Genomic DNA, 18,835 nt, shown 5'->3' with positions numbered 1-18,835 from the left:
GACACCCCTGACCCCCAGGTAAATCCTCCGTAATGGTCCACTTTGCCCATGATCGCGTTGTACTACTTGTCACCTGTTCATCACAACGGGTCATGGAGATCACGGCCCGATACGCGGCCCTTGTTGGAGATCCTTCACTGTGCTGGAATTCCACGCACCGCCGCGGTTTCAAGGCCGGCGCGCAGGGCGCGATGCAGCGCCGAGTGGCGGCGGGAGGGGAAGTACGCCGGTCACTCACACGACCACCTATGGGGCGCGCCCAGCGCCCCACTACGCCGACACCGTTCTCGTCCGCACACGCGGGCGGAACGCCTGGTCCAGAGGTTGCGACGCTAGTGCAGGGACGTTTCAAGAGGGATGGCAGCGCTCCGGCGGAACAGGAGCCGCACGGCGGGACCGACCGCGGTTCCTCGCCCCAGCACGCCCAGAACCCCGGGTCGGCCGCTGTCGGCGACAACGGCGACCGTGCGCAGCGCCCGGGCTCCACGACGGCCGAAGGAGCGGAGTCCGGCACTCCGGCACCGGCCCGCGGCCCGGTCGACACGGGCTCGCGCATAGCGCTCCGCAACTGGCGCATCAGCACGCGCCTGGTCTCGCTCCTCGCCCTCCCGGTGGTCGCCGCGACCAGCCTGGGCGGGCTGCGGATCAACGAGTCCATGACCGACATGCAGCAGCTGGAGCACATGCAGCTGCTGACGAGGATGACCACGCAGGCGACCGCGCTCGCCCAGGCGCTCCAGGCGGAGCGCGACCAGTCGGCCGGACCGCTGTCGAACAAGTCCAAGCCCACCGACTACAAGGTCACCGGGCCCCGCGACAAGACCGACCGCGCCAAGGACGCCTTCCTCAGCGACACCGACAGCATCGGCGACCCCGACGGCGACGAGTCGCTGGAGAGCATCCACGCGAGCGTCTCGTCGATCGCCTCCCAGCTCGGCAACATCCGGACGATCCGCAAGACGGCGTACGAAGAGGGCTCTCCGAGTCTCAACACGGTCGACCAGTACAACCAGCTGATCACCTCGCTGCTGAGCCTCTCGCAGGACATGGCGCAGGCGACCAGCAACCCGGACATGATCAAGCGGACCCGGGCCCTGGCGGCGTTCTCCTCCGCCAAGGAGTACGCCTCGGTCCAGCGCGCGATCATCGCCGCGGCGCTGCCCGGCGGTTCGGTCAAGGAGCCGCACCTCAACCCGAACGACCGGCAGTTCGGCCACAACGCGCTGGAGAAGGAGTCCCGCGCCCTCCTGTCGTTCAAGCAGATCTACGCCTCGACCGGGGAGAGCGCCGAGGAGCTCCTGGCGCCCCTGGACAACGGCAACCCGGAGATCAACGCCGGGAACATGTACGCCAAGCGCATCCTGAGCACCACGAACGGGATCGAGGGCAAGCAGGTCCGGTCGTACCTGGACTGGTACGACCAGAGCACCATCAAGATCAAGGCCATGGAGACGATCGAGGCCACCCTCCTCAGCGACATGGAGGCCAAGGCCCGCGAGCTGCGCCAGGCGTCCCAGCGCGAGGCGATCATCAACGGTGCGGTCATCCTCATCGTGCTCGGCGTCTCGCTCGTCGGCGCCTTCGTGGTGGCCCGCTCCATGATCCGCTCGCTGCGCCGCCTCCAGGACACCGCCACCCGCGTCGCCCAGGACCGGCTGCCCGAGCTCGTCAAGCAGCTCTCCGAGACCGACCCGCAGGACGTGGACACCTCCGTCGAGTCCGTCGGCGTGCACTCCCGGGACGAGATCGGCCAGGTGGCCGCGGCCTTCGACGACGTGCACCGCGAGGCCGTCCGCCTCGCCGCCGAGCAGGCCCTCCTCCGGGGCAACGTCAACGCGATGTTCACCAACCTCTCGCGGCGTTCCCAGGGCCTCATCCAGCGCCAGCTCTCGCTCATCTCCGAGCTGGAGTCCCGCGAGGCCGACCCGGACCAGCTGTCCTCGCTCTTCAAGCTCGACCACCTCGCGACCCGTATGCGCCGGAACGGCGAGAACCTCCTCGTCCTCGCGGGCGAGGAGCCGGGACGCCGGTGGACCCGGCCCGTCCCGCTGGTCGACGTGCTCCGCGCCGCCGCCTCCGAGGTGGAGCAGTACGAGCGCATCGAGCTGTCCGCGGTGCCCGCCACCGAGGTCGCCGGCCGGGTCGTCAACGACCTCGTGCACCTGCTCGCCGAGCTGCTGGAGAACGCCACGTCGTTCTCCTCGCCGCAGACGAAGGTCAAGGTCACCGGTCACGCGCTGCCCGACGGCCGCGTCCTCGTCGAGATCCACGACACCGGCATCGGCCTCTCCCCCGAGGACCTCGCCGCGATCAACGAGCGGCTCGCGCAGCCGCCGACGGTGGACGTCTCCGTCTCCCGCCGCATGGGCCTCTTCGTGGTCGGCCGGCTCTCGCTGCGCCACGGCATCCGCATCCAGCTGCGCCCCTCCGACTCCGGCGGTACGACCGCGCTGGTCATGCTGCCCGTCGACGTCGCGCACGGTGGCAAGCAGCCCCCGTCCAAGCAGGGCCCCGGGCAGCAGCCCGGCGCTCCGGGCGGCCTCCTCGCCGGCAACGGGAACGGCGCGGGCAGCGGCCAGCGCACCGGCCTCGGCGGCGGTCCGGGCGCCAAGGGCCTCGGCGGCGGCGCCCAGCGCGGCCAGGTCGGCGCCGGTTCCGGCCCCCGGGCGGCGCTGCCGTCCCGGGACGGCGGACCGGGACAGCCGCAGGGCGGCCGGCCGAACACCGGCGGCCCGGCCCAGGACTTCCCGGCCCAGGGCCCGGCTCCCCAGCGCCAGGGCGGCGGCCTCGCCGGCGCCTTCGGCAACGGCGCCCGGGCCGGCGCGCGCGGTCAGAACGACGGGGCCGCGCAGCCCAACCTGTTCGGCCACGGCGCGCCGCCCGCCCCCGGGCAGAACGGCCGTACCGGCCCGTTCGCGCCGCAGAACCAGCAGGGCCCGTCCGGCTGGCAGAACCAGGCGAACCAGCAGAACCAGCAGAACCCCTCGGCCCAGCAGTCCCCCGGAGCGCAGCAGCCCCAGGGCCGGCCGGAGCAGGGCGGTTTCCCGCAGTCCGGCGGCCCCGGCCGTCAGCTGCCGCCGACCGGCGGTCCGCGCGCCGAGCTGCCCGGCGGCAACCCGCAGCCGCAGCGGCCCGCGGCCCCGAGCTGGGGCGCCGACACACCGCGCGGTCACGAGGAGCACGACGCGACCGGGCAGTTCTCCCGCCCGTCGGGCCCCGGCCAGGACCCGTTCGACGCCCCGCGGAACCAGCGGCCGGTCGACGACTGGCCGATCGGCGACCAGCAGGGTCCGGGAGCCACCTCCGAGTTCGCCCGGCCCGACTTCTCGGCCCCGCAGGCGTCGCAGGACCGGTCCTACCAGCAGGGCCCCGGCCAGGGCCAGGGCCAGGACCCGGCGAGCACCGCGCAGTTCGCCCTGCCGGACTTCGGCGCCCCGCAGCAGCCGAACCAGAACCGGCCCGACCACGACCAGCAGGGCCAGGGCTCGTACGACCGGGGCCAGCAGCTGCCCGCGCCGCGTCCGCGCGGTCCGGAGGGCGGCAACGACTTCGGTGCGCCGCGTCCGTCCGCCTCCCCGGCAGGCGAGGCTCCGTACCGGCCCGCGCTGCCGCAGCAGCCGGAGGCCCTGCCTCCGGCCGGGCCCGGGGACGGCCGTACGCCGCTGTACGACACCCTGGAGACCAACTGGTTCCACGGTCCGGGCCAGGGCGGCCAGCAGCCCGCCGAACCGCAGGCGCCGACCGCTCCGGAGGCGCCCGGTACGCCGGTTCCGTCCCTGCCGCAGCGCGGTGCGAACGATTCCTCGGCCACCAGTTCGTGGCGGGCCTCGCCCAACGACGAACTCGTACGCCAGGCCGAACGGGTCAAGAAGCCGGCCGCCGGCGGGGTCACCACTTCCGGGCTGCCCCGCCGCGTTCCCCGCGCCAATTTGGTTCCGGGGACGGCTCAGCAGCAGAATCACCAGTCCGGACCTCAGGTATCGCGTGCGCCCGATGACGTACGCGGTCGTCTGACCAATCTCCGCCGGGGCATCCAGCAGGGTCGGCAGGCCAACAACGGCTCGCAGACCGGCAGTTTCCAACTCGGCCCCACTCACCAGCAGGAGCGTTAGTTGAGCCCCATGAGTCAGGCCGCGCAGAATCTGAACTGGCTGATCACCAACTTCGTGGACAACACCCCAGGGGTGTCCCACACGGTGGTGGTCTCCGCGGACGGCTTGCTGCTGGCGATGTCCGAAGGATTCCCGCGCGACCGCGCCGACCAGCTCGCCGCCGTGGCGTCGGGCCTCACCTCGCTGACCGCGGGCGCGTCCCGGATCTTCGAGGGCGGCGCCGTCAGCCAGACGGTTGTGGAGATGGAGCGGGGATTCCTCTTCCTCATGTCCATCTCCGACGGTTCGTCGCTGGCCGTCCTCGCCCACCCGGACGCCGACATCGGTCTGGTCGGGTACGAGATGGCCCTCCTGGTCGACCGTGCGGGCACCGTCCTCACGCCCGACCTCCGCGCCGAGCTCCAAGGCAGTCTGCTCCACTAGGCGGCCTTGCAGCGGATTCACGACACGATCCCCCCAGGTAATGCCCACAACCCTCACCCGACAGGCCGCTTCAGCCCCTCACCGGCCCCTTGCAGACGGCAAGCCGAGAACCTGCCGTCACGCCCGGAGGATTCATGACCCCGCCACCCGCCTCACCCGATCCGTACGGCGCTCTGCACCACGCGTCGTACGACGGTGAAGGCGACCAGCCGCTGGTACGCCCCTACGCCATGACCGGCGGCCGGACCCGGCCGCGCTACCAGCTCGCGATAGAGGCACTGGTCAGCACCACGGCAGACCCCGCTCACCTGGGAACCCTGCTCCCCGAGCACCAGCGGATCTGCCACCTCTGCCGTGAGGTCAAGTCGGTGGCGGAGGTTTCAGCGCTGCTGTCGATGCCGCTCGGCGTCGCCCGGATCCTGGTGGCGGACCTGGCGGAAGCCGGCATGGTGGCCATCCACCAGCCGGGCAACGGAGAGGCCGGCGGCGCGCCGGATGTGACACTGCTCGAAAGGGTGCTCAGTGGACTTCGCAAGCTCTAACGGCGGTTCGAACCGCGCCACCACCTCGGCGAAGATCGTGGTGGCGGGCGGCTTCGGCGTGGGCAAGACCACGTTCGTCGGAGCCGTGTCGGAGATCAACCCGCTGCGCACCGAAGCCGTGATGACCTCCGCCTCGGCGGGCATCGACGACCTGACCCACACCGGGGACAAGACCACCACCACGGTGGCCATGGACTTCGGCCGCATCACCCTGGACCAGGACCTGATCCTGTACCTCTTCGGTACACCCGGCCAGGACCGCTTCTGGTTCATGTGGGACGACCTGGTCCGCGGCGCCATCGGCGCCGTCGTCCTCGTCGACACCCGCCGCCTCGCCGACTGCTTCCCCGCCGTCGACTACTTCGAGAACAGCGGACTCCCCTTCGTCATCGCCCTCAACGGCTTCGACGGACACCAGCCCTACACCCCCGACGAGGTCCGCGAAGCGCTCCAGATCGGGCCGGACGCTCCCATCATCACCACCGACGCCCGCCACCGCGCGGACGCCAAGAGCGGCCTGATCACTCTGGTCGAGCACGCTCTGATGGCACGCCTGAAGTAGTTCTCCTACCAGGCACAAGTCGATAGCGGTGTACGGAAGTTGCCGTAGTCACACGGGGGCGGCCTGTGTCGTTTGACACGATCCGCCCCCGTGTTCATAACGTTTCGACAGAGAATTGACCGCACTCCGCCACCCGACGCATCCATTCGATGCCACTGCGCTCACATGAGCCCCGCCTTTTGGCGGGGCTCGTTCTTTATGCCCGTTTTATCTGAGGTCTGGGCCACTCGGAATGTGAGATTCCGAGTGTTTGGAACGGGGCCGGTCCCCGTGCTGCAATGCGACGAACTCCCCAGTAGTACGGCCCTGAACGAATGAACCGGCACAGCGTAGGTGCCGACGCCGAGAGGTTGTTGGTCGAGTGAGGCGAAGCAACGAGGGCTCCGCGGCGCAGCCCGAGCGGGGCAACTTCACCCCGCCGTCGCGCGCCGAGACGCCCCGCGCGCAGGCGCCCGGCACGGCGTCCGCCGATGGCGGCGGCTCCCACCGGCTGTCCCCGCGCAACTGGCGCGTGGCCACCCGGCTGAACGCGATCCTCCTCATCCCCGTACTGGTCGGCCTCATCATGGGCGGTTTCCAGGTGAAGGGGTCCATCGACACCTGGGGCGAGGCCCAGGAGGCCGAGAAGATCGCGGTCGTCGTGCGCGCCGCCTCCCACTACGGCCAGGCGCTGCTGAACGAGCGGGACCTCACCGCCCAGCCCCTGCTCTCGGGCGACCGTGACGCCGACGTGGTCGAGGAGGCCCGCACCACCACGGACGAGGCGGCGCGGAAGTTCGACGCCGCGGTGAAGGACCTGCCCTCCAAGCCGGGCCTGGAGCGGCGGCTGAAGTTGTTCCGGGGCGAGGAGCCCAAGCTCCCCGAGCTGCGCAAGGTCGCCTATGCGCAGGCTCTGGACCCGGTGAAGACCGAAGAGGGCTACGTCCAGATCCAGCACTCGCTGATGGAGTTCTCCAACGAGCTGGGTCTCGGCACCGGCAACATCACCAGCTACGGCCGCACCGTCTACGCGCTGGAGCTGTCCAAGGCCGCAGAATCGCTTCAGCGCTCAATCGGCATGCACCTCCTGGTCCGCCCGAGCAAGAAGCCGGGCACCTACGACGACCAGGTCAAGGCGTTCGGCTCGTACAACTACCTGGAGCAGATCGCCCTCGGGGAGTTCAACTCCGGTGGCACCCAGGCCGACGTCGACCGGCTCAAGCAGGTCATGGCCGGCAAGGCCGCCGAGGGCGCCAAGCAGCTCAAGGCCGCCAAGGCGCGGGCCGAGGCCGCCGGCGAGCCCTTCGTCGCCCCGCCCAGCATCGACGGCTCGGTCTTCGACGGCATGGCGCGGGAGATCGGCAAGGGGCAGGACCCGGAGGAGCTGGCGAAGAAGGGCATCACGCCCGAGACCTGGATGGCCGCGGCGACCGCGAAGTTCGAGGGGTACTCCACCGTCGAGGACGAGCTGGTGACCAAGGCGGTGGACGAGGCCGCGAGCATCTCCGCCGACGCCAGGAACGACGCCGTCGTCAACGGCCTCATCGTCGTCATCGCGCTGCTCGCCGCGTTCGTCCTGGCCGGGCTCATGGCCCGCCAGATGAGCCGCTCGATGCGCCGGCTGCGGACCGCCGCCTTCTCCATCGCCGAGCAGCGGCTGCCCACCCTCGTCGACCAGCTCTCGCGGACCGACCCGGGCCGGGTCGACACCCGGGTGCAGCCGATCCCGATCACCACCCGGGACGAGATCGGCGAGGTCGCCCGCGCCTTCGACCAGGTGCACCGCGAGGCCGTCCGGCTCGCCGCCGAGCAGGCCATGCTGCGGGGCAACGTCAACGCGATCTTCACCAACCTCTCGCGCCGCAACCAGTCGCTCATCGAGGGCCAGCTGACCCTCATCACCGGCCTGGAGAACAACGAGGCCGACCCGGACCAGCTGGAGAGCCTCTTCAAGCTGGACCACCTGGCGACCCGCATGCGCCGCAACGGTGAGAACCTCCTCATCCTCGCCGGCGAGGAGCCCGGCCGCCGCTGGGACCAGCCGGTCCCCCTGGTGGACGTCCTGCGCGCCGCCTCCTCCGAGGTGGAGTCGTACGAGCGCGTCGAGCTGTCCGGCGTCCCCGAGGCCGAGATCCACGGCCGGTCCGTGACCGACCTCGTGCACCTGCTGGCCGAGCTGCTGGAGAACGCCACCACGTTCTCCTCGCCGCAGACCAAGGTCAGGGTCACCGCGACCCGGCTGCCCGACGGCCGTGTGATGATCGAGATCCACGACAAGGGCATCGGCCTCACCGCCGAGGACTTCGCCGACATCAACCACAAGCTGGCCAACCCGCCGACCGTGGACGCCGCGGTGTCGCAGCGCATGGGCCTCTTCGTGGTCGGCCGGCTGGCCGACCGGCACGGCATCCGGGTCCAGCTGCGCCCCTCGGGCGAGCAGGCCGGCACCACTTCGCTGGTCATGCTCCCCGAGGCCATCACCCACGGTGGCGGCGGCGAACAGTCCGGCGGGCAGGACGACTTCACCGTCTCCTCGATCATCCCCGAGCAGCAGCAGGCCTTCGAGGAGGCCCCGCAGCCGGCCGCGATGCGCACGGCGGCGGAGCTGGGCTTCGACGACTCGCGCTACGAGGCGCCGGCGGACCCGGCCCGGCTGGACCCGGTCGGACGCTCCCTGATGCGCGAGGAGCGCCGGGCGGCCCTGGAGGCCCAGACGGGCGCGGGCGGCCCGTTCGACGGCGACGCCCGGGAGCGGCCGGGTTACGCACCGGAGCCGTACGCGGGCGATCCGTACACCGGTCAGCAGCAGCCGCAGCCGGGCTACGGCGACGAACAGTACGGCCAGGACCGGTTCGGGCAGCAGCAGGCACAGCCGTACCAGGGGCCGTACGAGCAGCAGCAGTACGGGGCCGAGGACGGCTACGCGCAGCAGCCGGGCGCCCACCGGCACCCGGAGTCCCAGCACGGGGCGGAGGGTTACGCGGAAGCGGCATATGCCGCTCCGGACGGCGGGCAGGGCCGGTACGCCGACCCGTACGCGACCTCCGCGGACCCGTCCCACCAGGACGACTGGCCAGTTCAGAGTGGTTTCCAGAACACTTATGAGCCGATCGCCCCCGCCGAACCGGAATCTGTCGCGAGCACGCCCGCGGAGCCTTCGGAGCGCGTAGGCTTCGACCGTCCGGGGACCGCCCCGGACGTCGGCCACGAGTTGACCGAAGCCGGTCTGCCCCGCCGCGGCGGTCAGCAGCACTGGCAGCCCGGCGGCCGGGGGGACGACCGGCCCGCTCCGGCTCCGGCGACCGGCCCGGAGCAGGAACCGCGGCAGGAACCGCAGACCGACGGGGACGGCTCCGGCGACTGGCGCTCGACCAACGACGAGCGCTGGGAGCGGGCCGAGAAGCTCCGCGAGCCGAAGGCGGGCGGAATCACCCCCTCCGGCCTCCCCCGGCGCGTGCCCAAGGCCAACCTGATCGAGGGCACGGCGGAGCAGACCCAGCAGGGCGGCCCACAGGTCTCCCGCGCCCCCGAGGACGTCCGCGGCAGGTTGAGCAATCTGCGGCGGGGGATCCAGCGGGGACGCAGCGCGGGGTCGGACAGCAGTACCACCTACAACCAGGAGCGTTAGTGTGAGCCCGATGAGCCAGGCGGCGCAGAATCTCAACTGGTTGATCACCAACTTCGTGGACAACACCCCCGGGGTGTCGCACACGGTGGTGGTCTCCGCCGACGGACTCCTGCTGGCGATGTCCGAGGGATTCCCGCGCGACCGCGCCGACCAGTTGGCGGCTGTCGCCTCCGGTCTGACGTCGCTGACCGCGGGCGCCTCGCGGATCTTCGAGGGCGGCGCCGTGAACCAGACCGTTGTGGAGATGGAGCGTGGATTCCTCTTCATCATGTCCATCTCCGACGGGTCCTCGCTCGCCGTTCTGGCCCACCCGGACGCCGACATCGGTCTGGTCGGGTACGAGATGGCCCTTCTGGTGGACCGCGCGGGCAGCGTCCTGACTCCGGACCTCCGCGCCGAACTCCAGGGAAGTCTTCTTAACTAGTAGACAGACAGTGCGTTTCTCGCCACCGCGCCATACAGTGCGGTGGCGCGGCCCCACTGGGATCGGCGACCGGCAGTCGGAGGAGGAAACGTGGCAGCACCCACAGGCGGGCACCCCTACAACGGTGACCAGAGCGTTCCGGGTGAGCACGGCGACAACCGTTTCGGCTTCCCTGCCGTACCCGATGGCCAGGGCTCCGGGCAGTACCAGCCATATCAGCAGCCGCAGCAGGCCCAGGGCGGTCACGGGGCCCCGGGGTCCGAGTGGCCTCCGCAGCAGCCGGGGGCGGGGTGGCCGCAGCAACAGCGGTACGACGCGCCCCGGCAGCCGCACATTCAGCCGGTGCAGCAGCGGCAGGCTCCCGAGCCCGCCAAGCCCGCCGCGCACAACCCGCTGGTCCGTCCGTACGCCATGACCGGCGGCCGGACCCGGCCGCGGTACCAGCTCGCCATCGAGGCGCTGGTCAGCACCACGGCCGATCCGTCCCGGCTGCAGGGGCAGTTGCCCGAGCACCAGCGGATCTGCCGGCTCTGCATCGAGATCAAGTCGGTCGCCGAGATCTCGGCCCTTCTCTCGATCCCCCTCGGCGTTGCCCGGATCCTCGTCGCCGACCTGGCCGAGGCCGGACTCGTCGCCATCCATCAGCCCGGCGGCGACGAGGCCGCCGGCGGCCAGCCAGATGTGACACTGCTCGAAAGGGTGCTCAGTGGACTTCGCAAGCTCTAGCGGCGGAGCGGCCCGCTCCACTACCTCGGCGAAGATCGTGGTGGCAGGGGGCTTCGGCGTGGGTAAGACCACGTTTGTCGGTGCCGTGTCGGAGATCAACCCGCTGCGCACCGAAGCCGTGATGACCTCCGCCTCGGCGGGCATCGACGACCTGACCCACACCGGGGACAAGACCACCACCACGGTGGCCATGGACTTCGGCCGCATCACGCTCGACCAGGACCTGATCCTGTACCTCTTCGGTACACCCGGCCAGGACCGCTTCTGGTTCATGTGGGACGACCTGGTCCGCGGCGCCATCGGCGCCGTCGTCCTCGTCGACACCCGCCGCCTCGCCGACTGCTTCCCCGCCGTCGACTACTTCGAGAACAGCGGACTCCCCTTCGTCATCGCCCTCAACGGCTTCGACGGACACCAGCCCTACACCCCCGACGAGGTCCGCGAAGCGCTCCAGATCGGGCCGGACACCCCGATCCTGACGACGGACGCCCGCCACCGCGCGGACGCCAAGAGCGCGCTCATCACGCTGGTCGAGCACGCCCTGATGGCGCGCCTGCGCTAGACGTCCCGGTGCCGTACGCGGAAGGGCCCCGCACTCCTCGGAGTGCGGGGCCCTTCCGCGTACGGGGTGCGAGGGGGTCAGCCCTGCCAGCTGTGCGGGGCGCGGAAGCCCGGCGTGCGCTCCAGGCGGCGCCAGCCGGCGGTGTCCCGGCCGCGGTGGGCGGGGGCGGCGGGCCGGGCGGCGGCGCGGGCCATCAGGACGGCGGTGATGGCCGCCAGCTCCTCGGGGTCGGCGTGACCCTTCTCGACGCGCAGGACGGACTCGGCGGACGTCAGGCTCATGGCGGGGTGTCTCCGTCTTCTCGGCAGGGTGTCGTGGACCGTGCGGCGGGTCGCGCCGCGGCGGGCGACTACTGCGGGGGGTTGCCGTGCTTGCGGGACGGCAGGTCGGCGTGCTTGTTGCGGAGCATGGCGAGCGAGGCGATGAGCACCTCGCGGGTCTCGGCGGGGTCGATGACGTCGTCGACGAGGCCGCGCTCGGCCGCGTAGTAGGGGTGCATCAGCTCGGCCTTGTACTCCTTGACCATGCGGGTGCGCATGGCCTCGGGGTCCTCGGCCTCGGCGATCTGGCGGCGGAAGATGACGTTGGCCGCGCCCTCGGCGCCCATCACGGCGATCTCGTTGGTGGGCCAGGCGTAGGTCAGGTCGGCCCCGATGGACTGGCTGTCCATGACGATGTACGCGCCTCCGTAGGCCTTCCGCAGGATCAGCGAGATCCGCGGCACGGTGGCGTTGCAGTAGGCGTACAGGAGCTTGGCGCCGTGGCGGATGATCCCACCGTGCTCCTGGTCGACGCCCGGGAGGAAGCCGGGGACGTCCAGAAGGGTGATGATCGGGATGTTGAACGCGTCGCACATCTGGACGAAGCGAGCGGCCTTCTCGGACGCCTCGATGTCCAGCACGCCCGCCAGCGCCTGCGGCTGGTTGGCGACGATGCCGACGACCTGGCCGTCGAGGCGGGCCAGGGCGCAGATGATGTTGCGGGCCCAGCGCTCGTGGATCTCCAGGTAGTCGCCGTCGTCGACGAGCTCCTCGATCACCTTGTGCATGTCGTACGGGCGGTTGCCGTCGGCCGGGACCAGGTCCAGCAGGACGTCGCCGCGCCGGTCGGCGGGGTCGTCGCTCTCGACCGTCGGCGGGTTCTCGCGGTTGTTGGACGGCAGCATCCCGATGAGGTAGCGGACCTCCGCGATGCAGGTCTCCTCGTCGTCGTACGCGAAGTGCGCGACGCCGGAGGTCTCGGCGTGGACGTCCGCGCCGCCGAGGCCGTTCTGGGTGATCTCCTCGCCGGTGACCGCCTTGACGACGTCGGGTCCGGTGATGAACATCTGCGAGGTCTCGCGGACCATGAACACGAAGTCGGTGAGGGCGGGGCTGTAGGCCGCGCCGCCCGCGCAGGGGCCGAGCATCACGCTGATCTGCGGGATGACGCCGGAGGCCCGGGTGTTGCGCTGGAAGATGCCGCCGTAGCCGGCGAGCGCGGAGACGCCCTCCTGGATACGGGCGCCGGCGCCGTCGTTCAGCGAGACCAGCGGCGCTCCGGCCGAGATGGCCATGTCCATGATCTTGTGGATCTTCGTGGCGTGGGCCTCGCCCAGCGCCCCGCCGAAGATCCGGAAGTCGTGCGCGTAGACGAAGACCGTGCGGCCCTCGACCGTGCCCCAGCCGGTGATGACGCCGTCGGTGTAGGGCTTCTTCGCCTCCAGGCCGAAGCCGGTCGCCCGGTGCCGGCGCAGCTGCTCGACCTCCTTGAACGAACCCGGGTCCAGCAGCAGCTCGATCCGCTCCCGCGCGGTCAGCTTGCCCTTGGCGTGCTGCGCCTCGGTCGCCCGCTCGCTCGGTCCGCGCCGCGCCCGCTCGCGCAGGGCCAGCAGTTCGGCCACCCGGCCTCGGGCGTCGCTCGACTCACCCTGGGTCTCGTCCACAACGGTCATGCATCGACCCTACGAACCCGGCCAAGAATCCGCGCCGTCGGTTCCGTACAGTCTCCTGCCCGGTTTCGTGGTGGGAGTGAACAGAACCATGTCGCCGTGCAGGCGATCCACCAGCGAAACGCCGCCCCGCGTTATGGGAATCCCACAAAGCGATCTGTGCGGTGGGCCACAGCGCGCGGAGGGGGCCGACCATCCTCCCCGCAACCTCCCGCGCCGCGGGGACGGCGTGCGGCAGGGGCGGTCCCGTGGTCGGGGCCGCCCCTGCCGCGCTACCGGGCCGGGGTGGCGGCCGTATCGACGGCCGTCATCAACTTCCGCAGTGGAAGCGGGCGTTGCCCCAGTCCGCGTGGTCGTTGCCGTTGCCGTCGCCACCGTCCTGGACGATCAGCTCGACATACTTCGCGCCGCTGACGTCGGCGGTGAGCTTCCAGGCGGCGTCGGCCGCGCCCAGCACGGGCGACGACACCTTCTCCGCACCGTCCGCGGTGACCGAGAAGCGGACGCTGCCGCGGCTCGTCTGGACGTCGTCCACCCCCACCTCGGCGGTGAGGGAAGTGCACTTCCCGCCCAGGTAGTAGCGGATCTTCGCCGGGGCGTGCGTGCCCAGCCCCTTGTCGTAGGCGACGCCGCCGATCTTCAGCGGGCCGCCGTCGCCGGGCCCGGCCTCCCCGTTGGACCGGTCGCGCTCGACCGGCCCCCAACCGTTCTGCGAGGACGTCCAGTCCAGGTCGCTGACCCAGCTGTCCCGGGCAGGCGGCGGCGGGAGGGTGCGGACCGAGGCCGTCGCGCCGAGCGTGCGGCCGGCTCCCTCGACGGCGTACGCGGCCTTCGCCTCCAGCGTGTACGTGTCGTAGGGGGCGTCCACCGGCGGGGTGACGCGCCAGCTTCCGGTGACCTTCGCGCCCGGGGCGACCGCGTCGAACGCGACCGGGCCCGCCGGCTCGGCCCGCCATCCCTCGGGCACGGTCAGCGCGAGCTTCACACCGGTGGCGGGGGTCGCCTCGTCGTTGCCGAAGGTCGCCTTCACGGTGTTCGGGGCGCCCGGCTCCAGGGCCTCGGCCCCGGCGGTCAGGCCGAGCGTGCCGCAGACGGCCTCTTCTCCGGCGGGGGCGGGGCCGAGGTCGGTGACGGTGAAGCCGTCGAGCACGAAGTCCGCGCCCCCGGGTGCGCCGGGCAGCTTCCGCAGCCCGGTCCAGGTGTCGCCGCAGCCCGCGGTCAGCGTCCGGCTGAACTGCCCGGTGGTGCGCTGCTGCCCGATGGGGGTGGCCCGGGTCTCGGTGGAGACGGCCTTGCCGCCGGCGACCCGGTCGTAGCCCTCCACCCAGCTGTACGCGCCCGCGTGGCTGGACTGGTAGTCGAACTCGACCCGGTAGCGGTGGCCGTCCTTCATCGGGACGGTCCAGGGCGCGGTGCGGTAGACGAGGCCGGTGTTCTCCTCGTGGGACTTGAGGGACTCCTTGCCGCCGAGCACGTCGTCGACCAGCTTCCCGTTCCAGCCGGACTGGGTGTACGGGGCGTGGAGCTGGGAGATGCTGGTGCGGGGGTCGGTGGAGCCGCCCGCGTCGCCCTTGAGGAAGGGGCCCCAGCCCTGGTCGACGGCCTCGAAGTCCTCGTACGCCAGGGCGCCGGCGCGGGTGGCGGGGGCGTTCTCGACGATCCGTACGTCATCGGCGCGGACCTTCGCCGCGGAGCCGGCCGCCGCCTCGATCCGCAGGGTGGTGCGGCCGTTGGCGGGGGCGGTGAAGTTCACCTTGGCGCGCTGGAAGTGGGTGCCGTGCCAGTCGGACGCGGCGACGTAGTCCTTCGCCGTGGAGCGTTCGACGGCGACCGACCCGCCTCCGGCGCTGAGCGTGGTGCGCCGGGTCGCGCCGGGCTCGACCTCGATCAGGGCGGAGGCGGTGTACCGCTTGCCGGGCCGGAGACCGGTGACCTTCTGGGCGAGGGCCGCCGTGCCCGTACCGGAGAGTTCGGCGCTGTTGCGGCCCTGGTCGTCGGTGTGGCGGACGACCGCCCCGGTCTTCGTCCAGCCCTTCAGGCCGCGGTCGTTGAAGCCGGGGTCCTCGACGCCGGTGCCGTGGCCCCAGTCGGCCCGGGCCTCCTTCGGCGCGCGGTCCGGGTAGAGGACGTACGCCTGCCCGGCGTCGGCGGTGAGCGTGATCCTCCCGTTGGCGGGGCGGACGGTGGCGACCTTCTCGCGTCCGTCGTCGCTCAGCTTGTAGAGGGTGTACGGGCCCTTGCCGGGCACCTCCCAGCTGCTGGTCCCGCCGGACCCGCTGTAGTGGTAGAACTTCTTCCCGCCGTCCCAGGGCAACAGGTAGTCGGTGCCGCTGAGCACCTTGCGGCCCTGGTCGTAGAAGGTCCGCTCACCGTTCTCGACCGTGCCGCGCACCCCGCCGGTGAAGGTGATGTCGTTGCCGTCCCAGCGGGTGATCTCCTGCTGCTGGAGGTACTTGGCGGGGAGGTTCTTCTGCCAGATGTTGGCGGTGAAGGCGTTCCAGTCGGTCTCGCCGGTCCAGCCCTCGAAGTCCTCCAGGGCGGTCTGGCCGAGGACCGGGTGGTTGTTCCAGACGTCCTTCTCGCCGTTGCGGATGAACCGGATGATCTGCGAGTTCAGGCCCTTGTTGGTGGCCCCGCCGTAGTTGAGGTCGTTGGCCCAGTGCGACCAGAGGGAGGCGCGTTCGAACTTGTCGGCCCACTCGGTGCCGACGGTCCAGCCCTGCTTCTGCACCGCCTGGATCGTCTTGTCGGCGATCCAGCCGTGGGTGTAGTAGACGTCGATGTAGAGGAAGTCGAGGTTCTCGTGGGTCTCGTCGCGCAGCTGCTGGAAGCGGGTGGCCAGGTCGCCGCTGTTGATGTCGCGGCGCTGGTCGATGTAGTAGCTCTGGTTGAGCCAGTTCCAGCCGGGCTTGGTCTTGTCCACCAGCTGCTCGGAGAAGGCGTTGGCCTCCGGGTAGGACTCGGTGGCGTTGACGTGGACGCCGAAGTCGGCGCCCCACTTCTCGCCCTGTTCGAGCAGGGTGTTGAGGTCCTTCAGCCCGCCGGCCCGCTTGTTGTAGTTGCCGCCGTAGTCGGGGTGGGCGGAGTCGTGGCCCTCGGAGCCGTACCCCTTGAGGACGGCGAGCTGGCCGAGGCCGTCGGTGGCCTTCGAGACGCGCTTGACGTCGTCCAGGGTGCGCAGGAAGGGGTGGGTGGCCTGGCTGGCGAAGTTGAACGGGATGTGGGTGACGACCCGGTCGGGGGTGGCCTCGCTGCCGGGGGCGGTGACGCCGATCGAGCGGAAGGCGACGGCCCCGTCCTGCCAGTCGACGGCTTTGTCCCCATTGGCGTCGGGGGTGACGACGACCTTGGCCCACGGCAGGTTCTCGCCGCTCTCGGGCTTCGGCGCGCCCTCGCCCCGGTAGGTCCACTGGCCGGACCAGACGCCGACCCGGACACCGCCGTCGCCCTCGGTGCGCGCCTGGTGCCAGAAGCGGGCGTCGTCGCCGCCGGCGGCCCCGGAGGGCTTGTCGTACGAGGAGTTGGATTCGATCGCGGCGGCCAGCGAGCCGGTGTTGAGGATCGCGTAACTGGCCCCGACGGGCGCGGAGTCGGGCTTGGTCCCGCCGGTGACCTCGGCGAAGACGTCGGCGGTGCGGGTGGAGTCCGGGTCGAGCCTGGTGAACGCGGTGGCGGCCCCCGGCTCGGCGGACCCGACGGAGATCAGGTCGTGGCCGGGGATGTCGATGGTGCCGACCCGGAACGCGGCGGTGTCGCGGACGGCGGTCACCTTGAACGTGGTGGCCCGCCCGGAGACGGTGAGCGAGGCGTCGATCTCGACGCCCGGCAGCGAGTCGAAGACCAGGGTGTAGCGGGCGGCGGACCGGCTGAACTCCGGCTTGCCCTTGAGCTTCACCGGGTGGGCGGTCCCGTTGAGGGTGACCGCGGTGACCGGCCGGACGCTGCCGAGCAGCTGTGCGCCGCTCGCCCGGTCGGTGTACGACAGGACGCGCGGGAAGTCGTCGGCGACGGCGACGGCGAGCCGGTCGGAGCCGATGACGGCGGACCCGGCGGCCCGGGCCGCCCCGGCCGGTGAGGGGGACGGATCGGCGGCCGCGGCGGGGAGGGCGGCCCCCACGAGCGCCAGAACGGCTGCGGAGGCCGCGGCGACCAGGCCGGGGCGAGGGAATCTTGACGACATGGCCCCTTGAGTAGTCGCCGCGTCCGGACACCGTCAACGGACATCGCCTCCGGGGGCCGACTCCGTCCAACAACCCCGGTGCGTTAGTCCAAGTCGGGGCGGTGGGGGCGGTGGGGCGGGCCGCCGCGACGGCGCGTTCACCTCTTGGCGGGGGCGGTGCCGGGACGGCCGCGGTTCGCACCCACTCGCATCCGGCAAGTACCGCTTCGAGGCGTCGAGTTGTGAAGACCCGGAGAGAATGAGAGCGCTCTCGGTCACACCTCTTGACGCTCTCGTCGGGGCTGGCGAGAGTGGTGCGCACCGCAGGCACCCCCACGGCCCCGCGCCTCTCCGCGCACCCCCCACCGCCCGCCTGCGGCCCCCCCCACCACCACCTCGGGAGTTCCTTCGTGATTTCACGCCGAACGTTCCTGACCGGCGCCGCCGCATCGGCTGCGGCGCTCACGTACCCCGCCTGGGGCTCCGCCCTGAGTCCGCGCGCCTCGGCGGCCCCCGCCACCTGCGAACTGGCCCTGGAGAACAGGTCGCTGCCGGGCACGGTGCACGCGTATGTGACCGGCCACGAGCCGGGCACCGGCCGCTGGGTGCTGCTCAAGCCGGACGGCGGCGTCTACCGCCCCGACTCCCCCGGCGCCCCGCAGACCCCGCTGCCCGTCGACTGCGCCATCCCGCTCAGGGGCGCGGGCGCGGGCCCGGTCGTGCTGACCCTGCCGCAGATGTACGGGGCGCGGGTCTACTTCGTCCGCGACGACAAGCTGGACTTCTACCTCAATCCGGGCCCCGCGCTGGTGGAGCCGGCGTTCGCGACGCCCACCGACCCGAACTACGCCCGCACGTGGTCGTTCTGCGAGTTCACCTTCAACACGGAGCAGCTGTACTCCAACATCAGCTACGTGGACCTGGTCACCGCCCTCCCCATCGGCATCACGCTGGAGGGCGACGCGACGCACACGGTGGCCCCGCTCCCGGACGGCGCGGTGCAGCGGATCGCGGACGGCCTGGCCGCTCAGGCGGCCGCCGACGGGCAGCCGTGGGACAGGCTGATCACCCGGGGCGGGGACGGCGGCGTCCTGCGGGTCGTCTCGCCGCAGAACATCATGGCCCCGTACTTCGACCGCCCCGCCGAGATGCCGTTCCGGGACCTGTTCACCGCGCAGATCGACGAGGTCTGGGAGAAGTACCGCTCCGAGGAGCTGCGCATCGACCTCCAGGGCGGCCGGGGCACCCGGGCGGGCCGGGTCAGCGGGGACACGCTGACCTTCGAGGGCGGCCACACCTTCACCAAGCCGGAGACGAAGGACGTCTTCACCTGCAACCACGGCCCGTTCACCAACAACCCCGGCGACAGCGACGACAAGAAGGCGATCCTGGCCCGGCTCGCGGCGGGCTTCAACCGCTCGATCATGCTGAGCCGCCCGAGCCAGCCGAACGGCACGACCTCGGCGGACTACTACCGGACGGCGGTGACCAACCACTGGTCCCGGCTGGTCCACGCGAACAGCCCGATCGGCTACGCGTTCCCGTACGACGACGTCCGCCCGGACGGCGAGCCGGACGTCTCGGGGGCGGCGCACGACGGGAACCCGCGCCGCTTCACGGTGAGCGTGGGGTCCTGACACCCGGCCGGCAGCCGGGCCGGATGCCCGTGTGCCCCGTCGGCGGGGGCGCACGGGCGTCCGGCGGCAGGGTGCACGGGCACCCGGCGGCGGGGTGCACGGGCGACGGGTAGGGCCCGTGCATCCGGCGGAGCCCGTGCGTCCGGGTGCC

Annotated in this window: 12 protein-coding genes; 9 read left to right on the top strand and 3 right to left on the bottom strand. The window is 71.5% G+C overall.

From position 1 onward, the window contains the following. The first annotated feature begins 335 nt into the window (after nt 1-335). The 8 genes from ACH4K1_RS08260 to ACH4K1_RS08225 all read left to right on the top strand — a co-directional run bounded on the left by ACH4K1_RS08260 (nt 336) and on the right by ACH4K1_RS08225 (nt 10,958). Nucleotides 336-4,112 (top strand): nitrate- and nitrite sensing domain-containing protein, encoded by a 3,777-nt coding sequence (locus ACH4K1_RS08260; protein ID WP_398087729.1) that lies wholly within the window; start codon nt 336-338, stop codon nt 4,110-4,112. A 9-nt stretch (nt 4,113-4,121) separates the two neighbouring features. Beyond that, the gene (locus ACH4K1_RS08255; protein WP_006127850.1) at nt 4,122-4,535 is read left to right on the top strand and encodes a roadblock/LC7 domain-containing protein; all 414 of its coding nucleotides are present in this window, start codon (nt 4,122-4,124) and stop codon (nt 4,533-4,535) included. A gap of 134 nt (nt 4,536-4,669) precedes the next feature. Next, entirely contained in the window at nt 4,670-5,077 is a 408-nt protein-coding gene (locus ACH4K1_RS08250; protein WP_003966010.1) for a DUF742 domain-containing protein, read from the top strand. Continuing rightward, nucleotides 5,058-5,639: an ATP/GTP-binding protein gene (locus ACH4K1_RS08245; protein WP_073771585.1), complete on the top strand. Its 582-nt coding sequence runs from the start codon at nt 5,058-5,060 to the stop codon at nt 5,637-5,639. The genes ACH4K1_RS08250 and ACH4K1_RS08245 overlap by 20 nt, the downstream gene beginning before the upstream one ends. Nucleotides 5,640-6,000: 361 nt before the next feature. Then, nucleotides 6,001-9,246, top strand: a complete 3,246-nt coding sequence (locus ACH4K1_RS08240; protein WP_398087727.1) for a nitrate- and nitrite sensing domain-containing protein — start codon at nt 6,001-6,003, stop codon at nt 9,244-9,246. A 10-nt stretch (nt 9,247-9,256) separates the two neighbouring features. Continuing rightward, on the top strand, nt 9,257-9,670 hold the full coding sequence (locus ACH4K1_RS08235; protein WP_006127847.1) for a roadblock/LC7 domain-containing protein: 414 nt from the start codon (nt 9,257-9,259) through the stop codon (nt 9,668-9,670). Between the two features lie 90 nt (nt 9,671-9,760). After that, nucleotides 9,761-10,396, top strand: a complete 636-nt coding sequence (locus ACH4K1_RS08230) for a DUF742 domain-containing protein (RefSeq protein ID WP_228989964.1) — start codon at nt 9,761-9,763, stop codon at nt 10,394-10,396. After that, complete coding sequence (locus ACH4K1_RS08225) at nt 10,377-10,958, top strand: ATP/GTP-binding protein (protein ID WP_014048542.1); 582 nt, start codon at nt 10,377-10,379, stop codon at nt 10,956-10,958. The genes ACH4K1_RS08230 and ACH4K1_RS08225 overlap by 20 nt, the downstream gene beginning before the upstream one ends. Before the next feature lie 77 nt (nt 10,959-11,035). Here ACH4K1_RS08225 and ACH4K1_RS08220 read toward each other — a convergent pair whose 3' ends face one another. The 3 genes from ACH4K1_RS08220 to ACH4K1_RS08210 all read right to left on the bottom strand — a co-directional run bounded on the left by ACH4K1_RS08220 (nt 11,036) and on the right by ACH4K1_RS08210 (nt 17,068). Continuing rightward, nucleotides 11,036-11,239 (bottom strand): acyl-CoA carboxylase subunit epsilon, encoded by a 204-nt coding sequence (locus ACH4K1_RS08220; protein ID WP_018960133.1) that lies wholly within the window; start codon nt 11,237-11,239, stop codon nt 11,036-11,038. Between the two features lie 68 nt (nt 11,240-11,307). Beyond that, a complete protein-coding gene (locus tag ACH4K1_RS08215; protein ID WP_398087726.1) occupies nt 11,308-12,891 on the bottom strand; it encodes an acyl-CoA carboxylase subunit beta in 1,584 nt (527 codons plus the stop codon). Between the two features lie 307 nt (nt 12,892-13,198). Beyond that, nucleotides 13,199-17,068, bottom strand: coding sequence for an endo-alpha-N-acetylgalactosaminidase family protein (locus ACH4K1_RS08210; protein ID WP_398087724.1), 3,870 nt, complete (start codon nt 17,066-17,068; stop codon nt 13,199-13,201). Nucleotides 17,069-17,457: 389 nt separating this feature from the next. Between ACH4K1_RS08210 and ACH4K1_RS08205 the strand changes: the two genes are divergently transcribed. Continuing rightward, a complete protein-coding gene (locus tag ACH4K1_RS08205) occupies nt 17,458-18,684 on the top strand; it encodes a glycoside hydrolase family 64 protein (RefSeq protein ID WP_398087722.1) in 1,227 nt (408 codons plus the stop codon). The last annotated feature ends 151 nt before the right edge of the window (nt 18,685-18,835 follow it).

Source organism: Streptomyces sp. NPDC017448 (assembly GCF_044330565.1).
GTDB lineage: Bacteria > Actinomycetota > Actinomycetes > Streptomycetales > Streptomycetaceae > Streptomyces.
The sequence above is the reverse complement of the archived record's forward strand: the minus strand, read 5'-3'. Positions and strand labels throughout refer to the sequence as shown.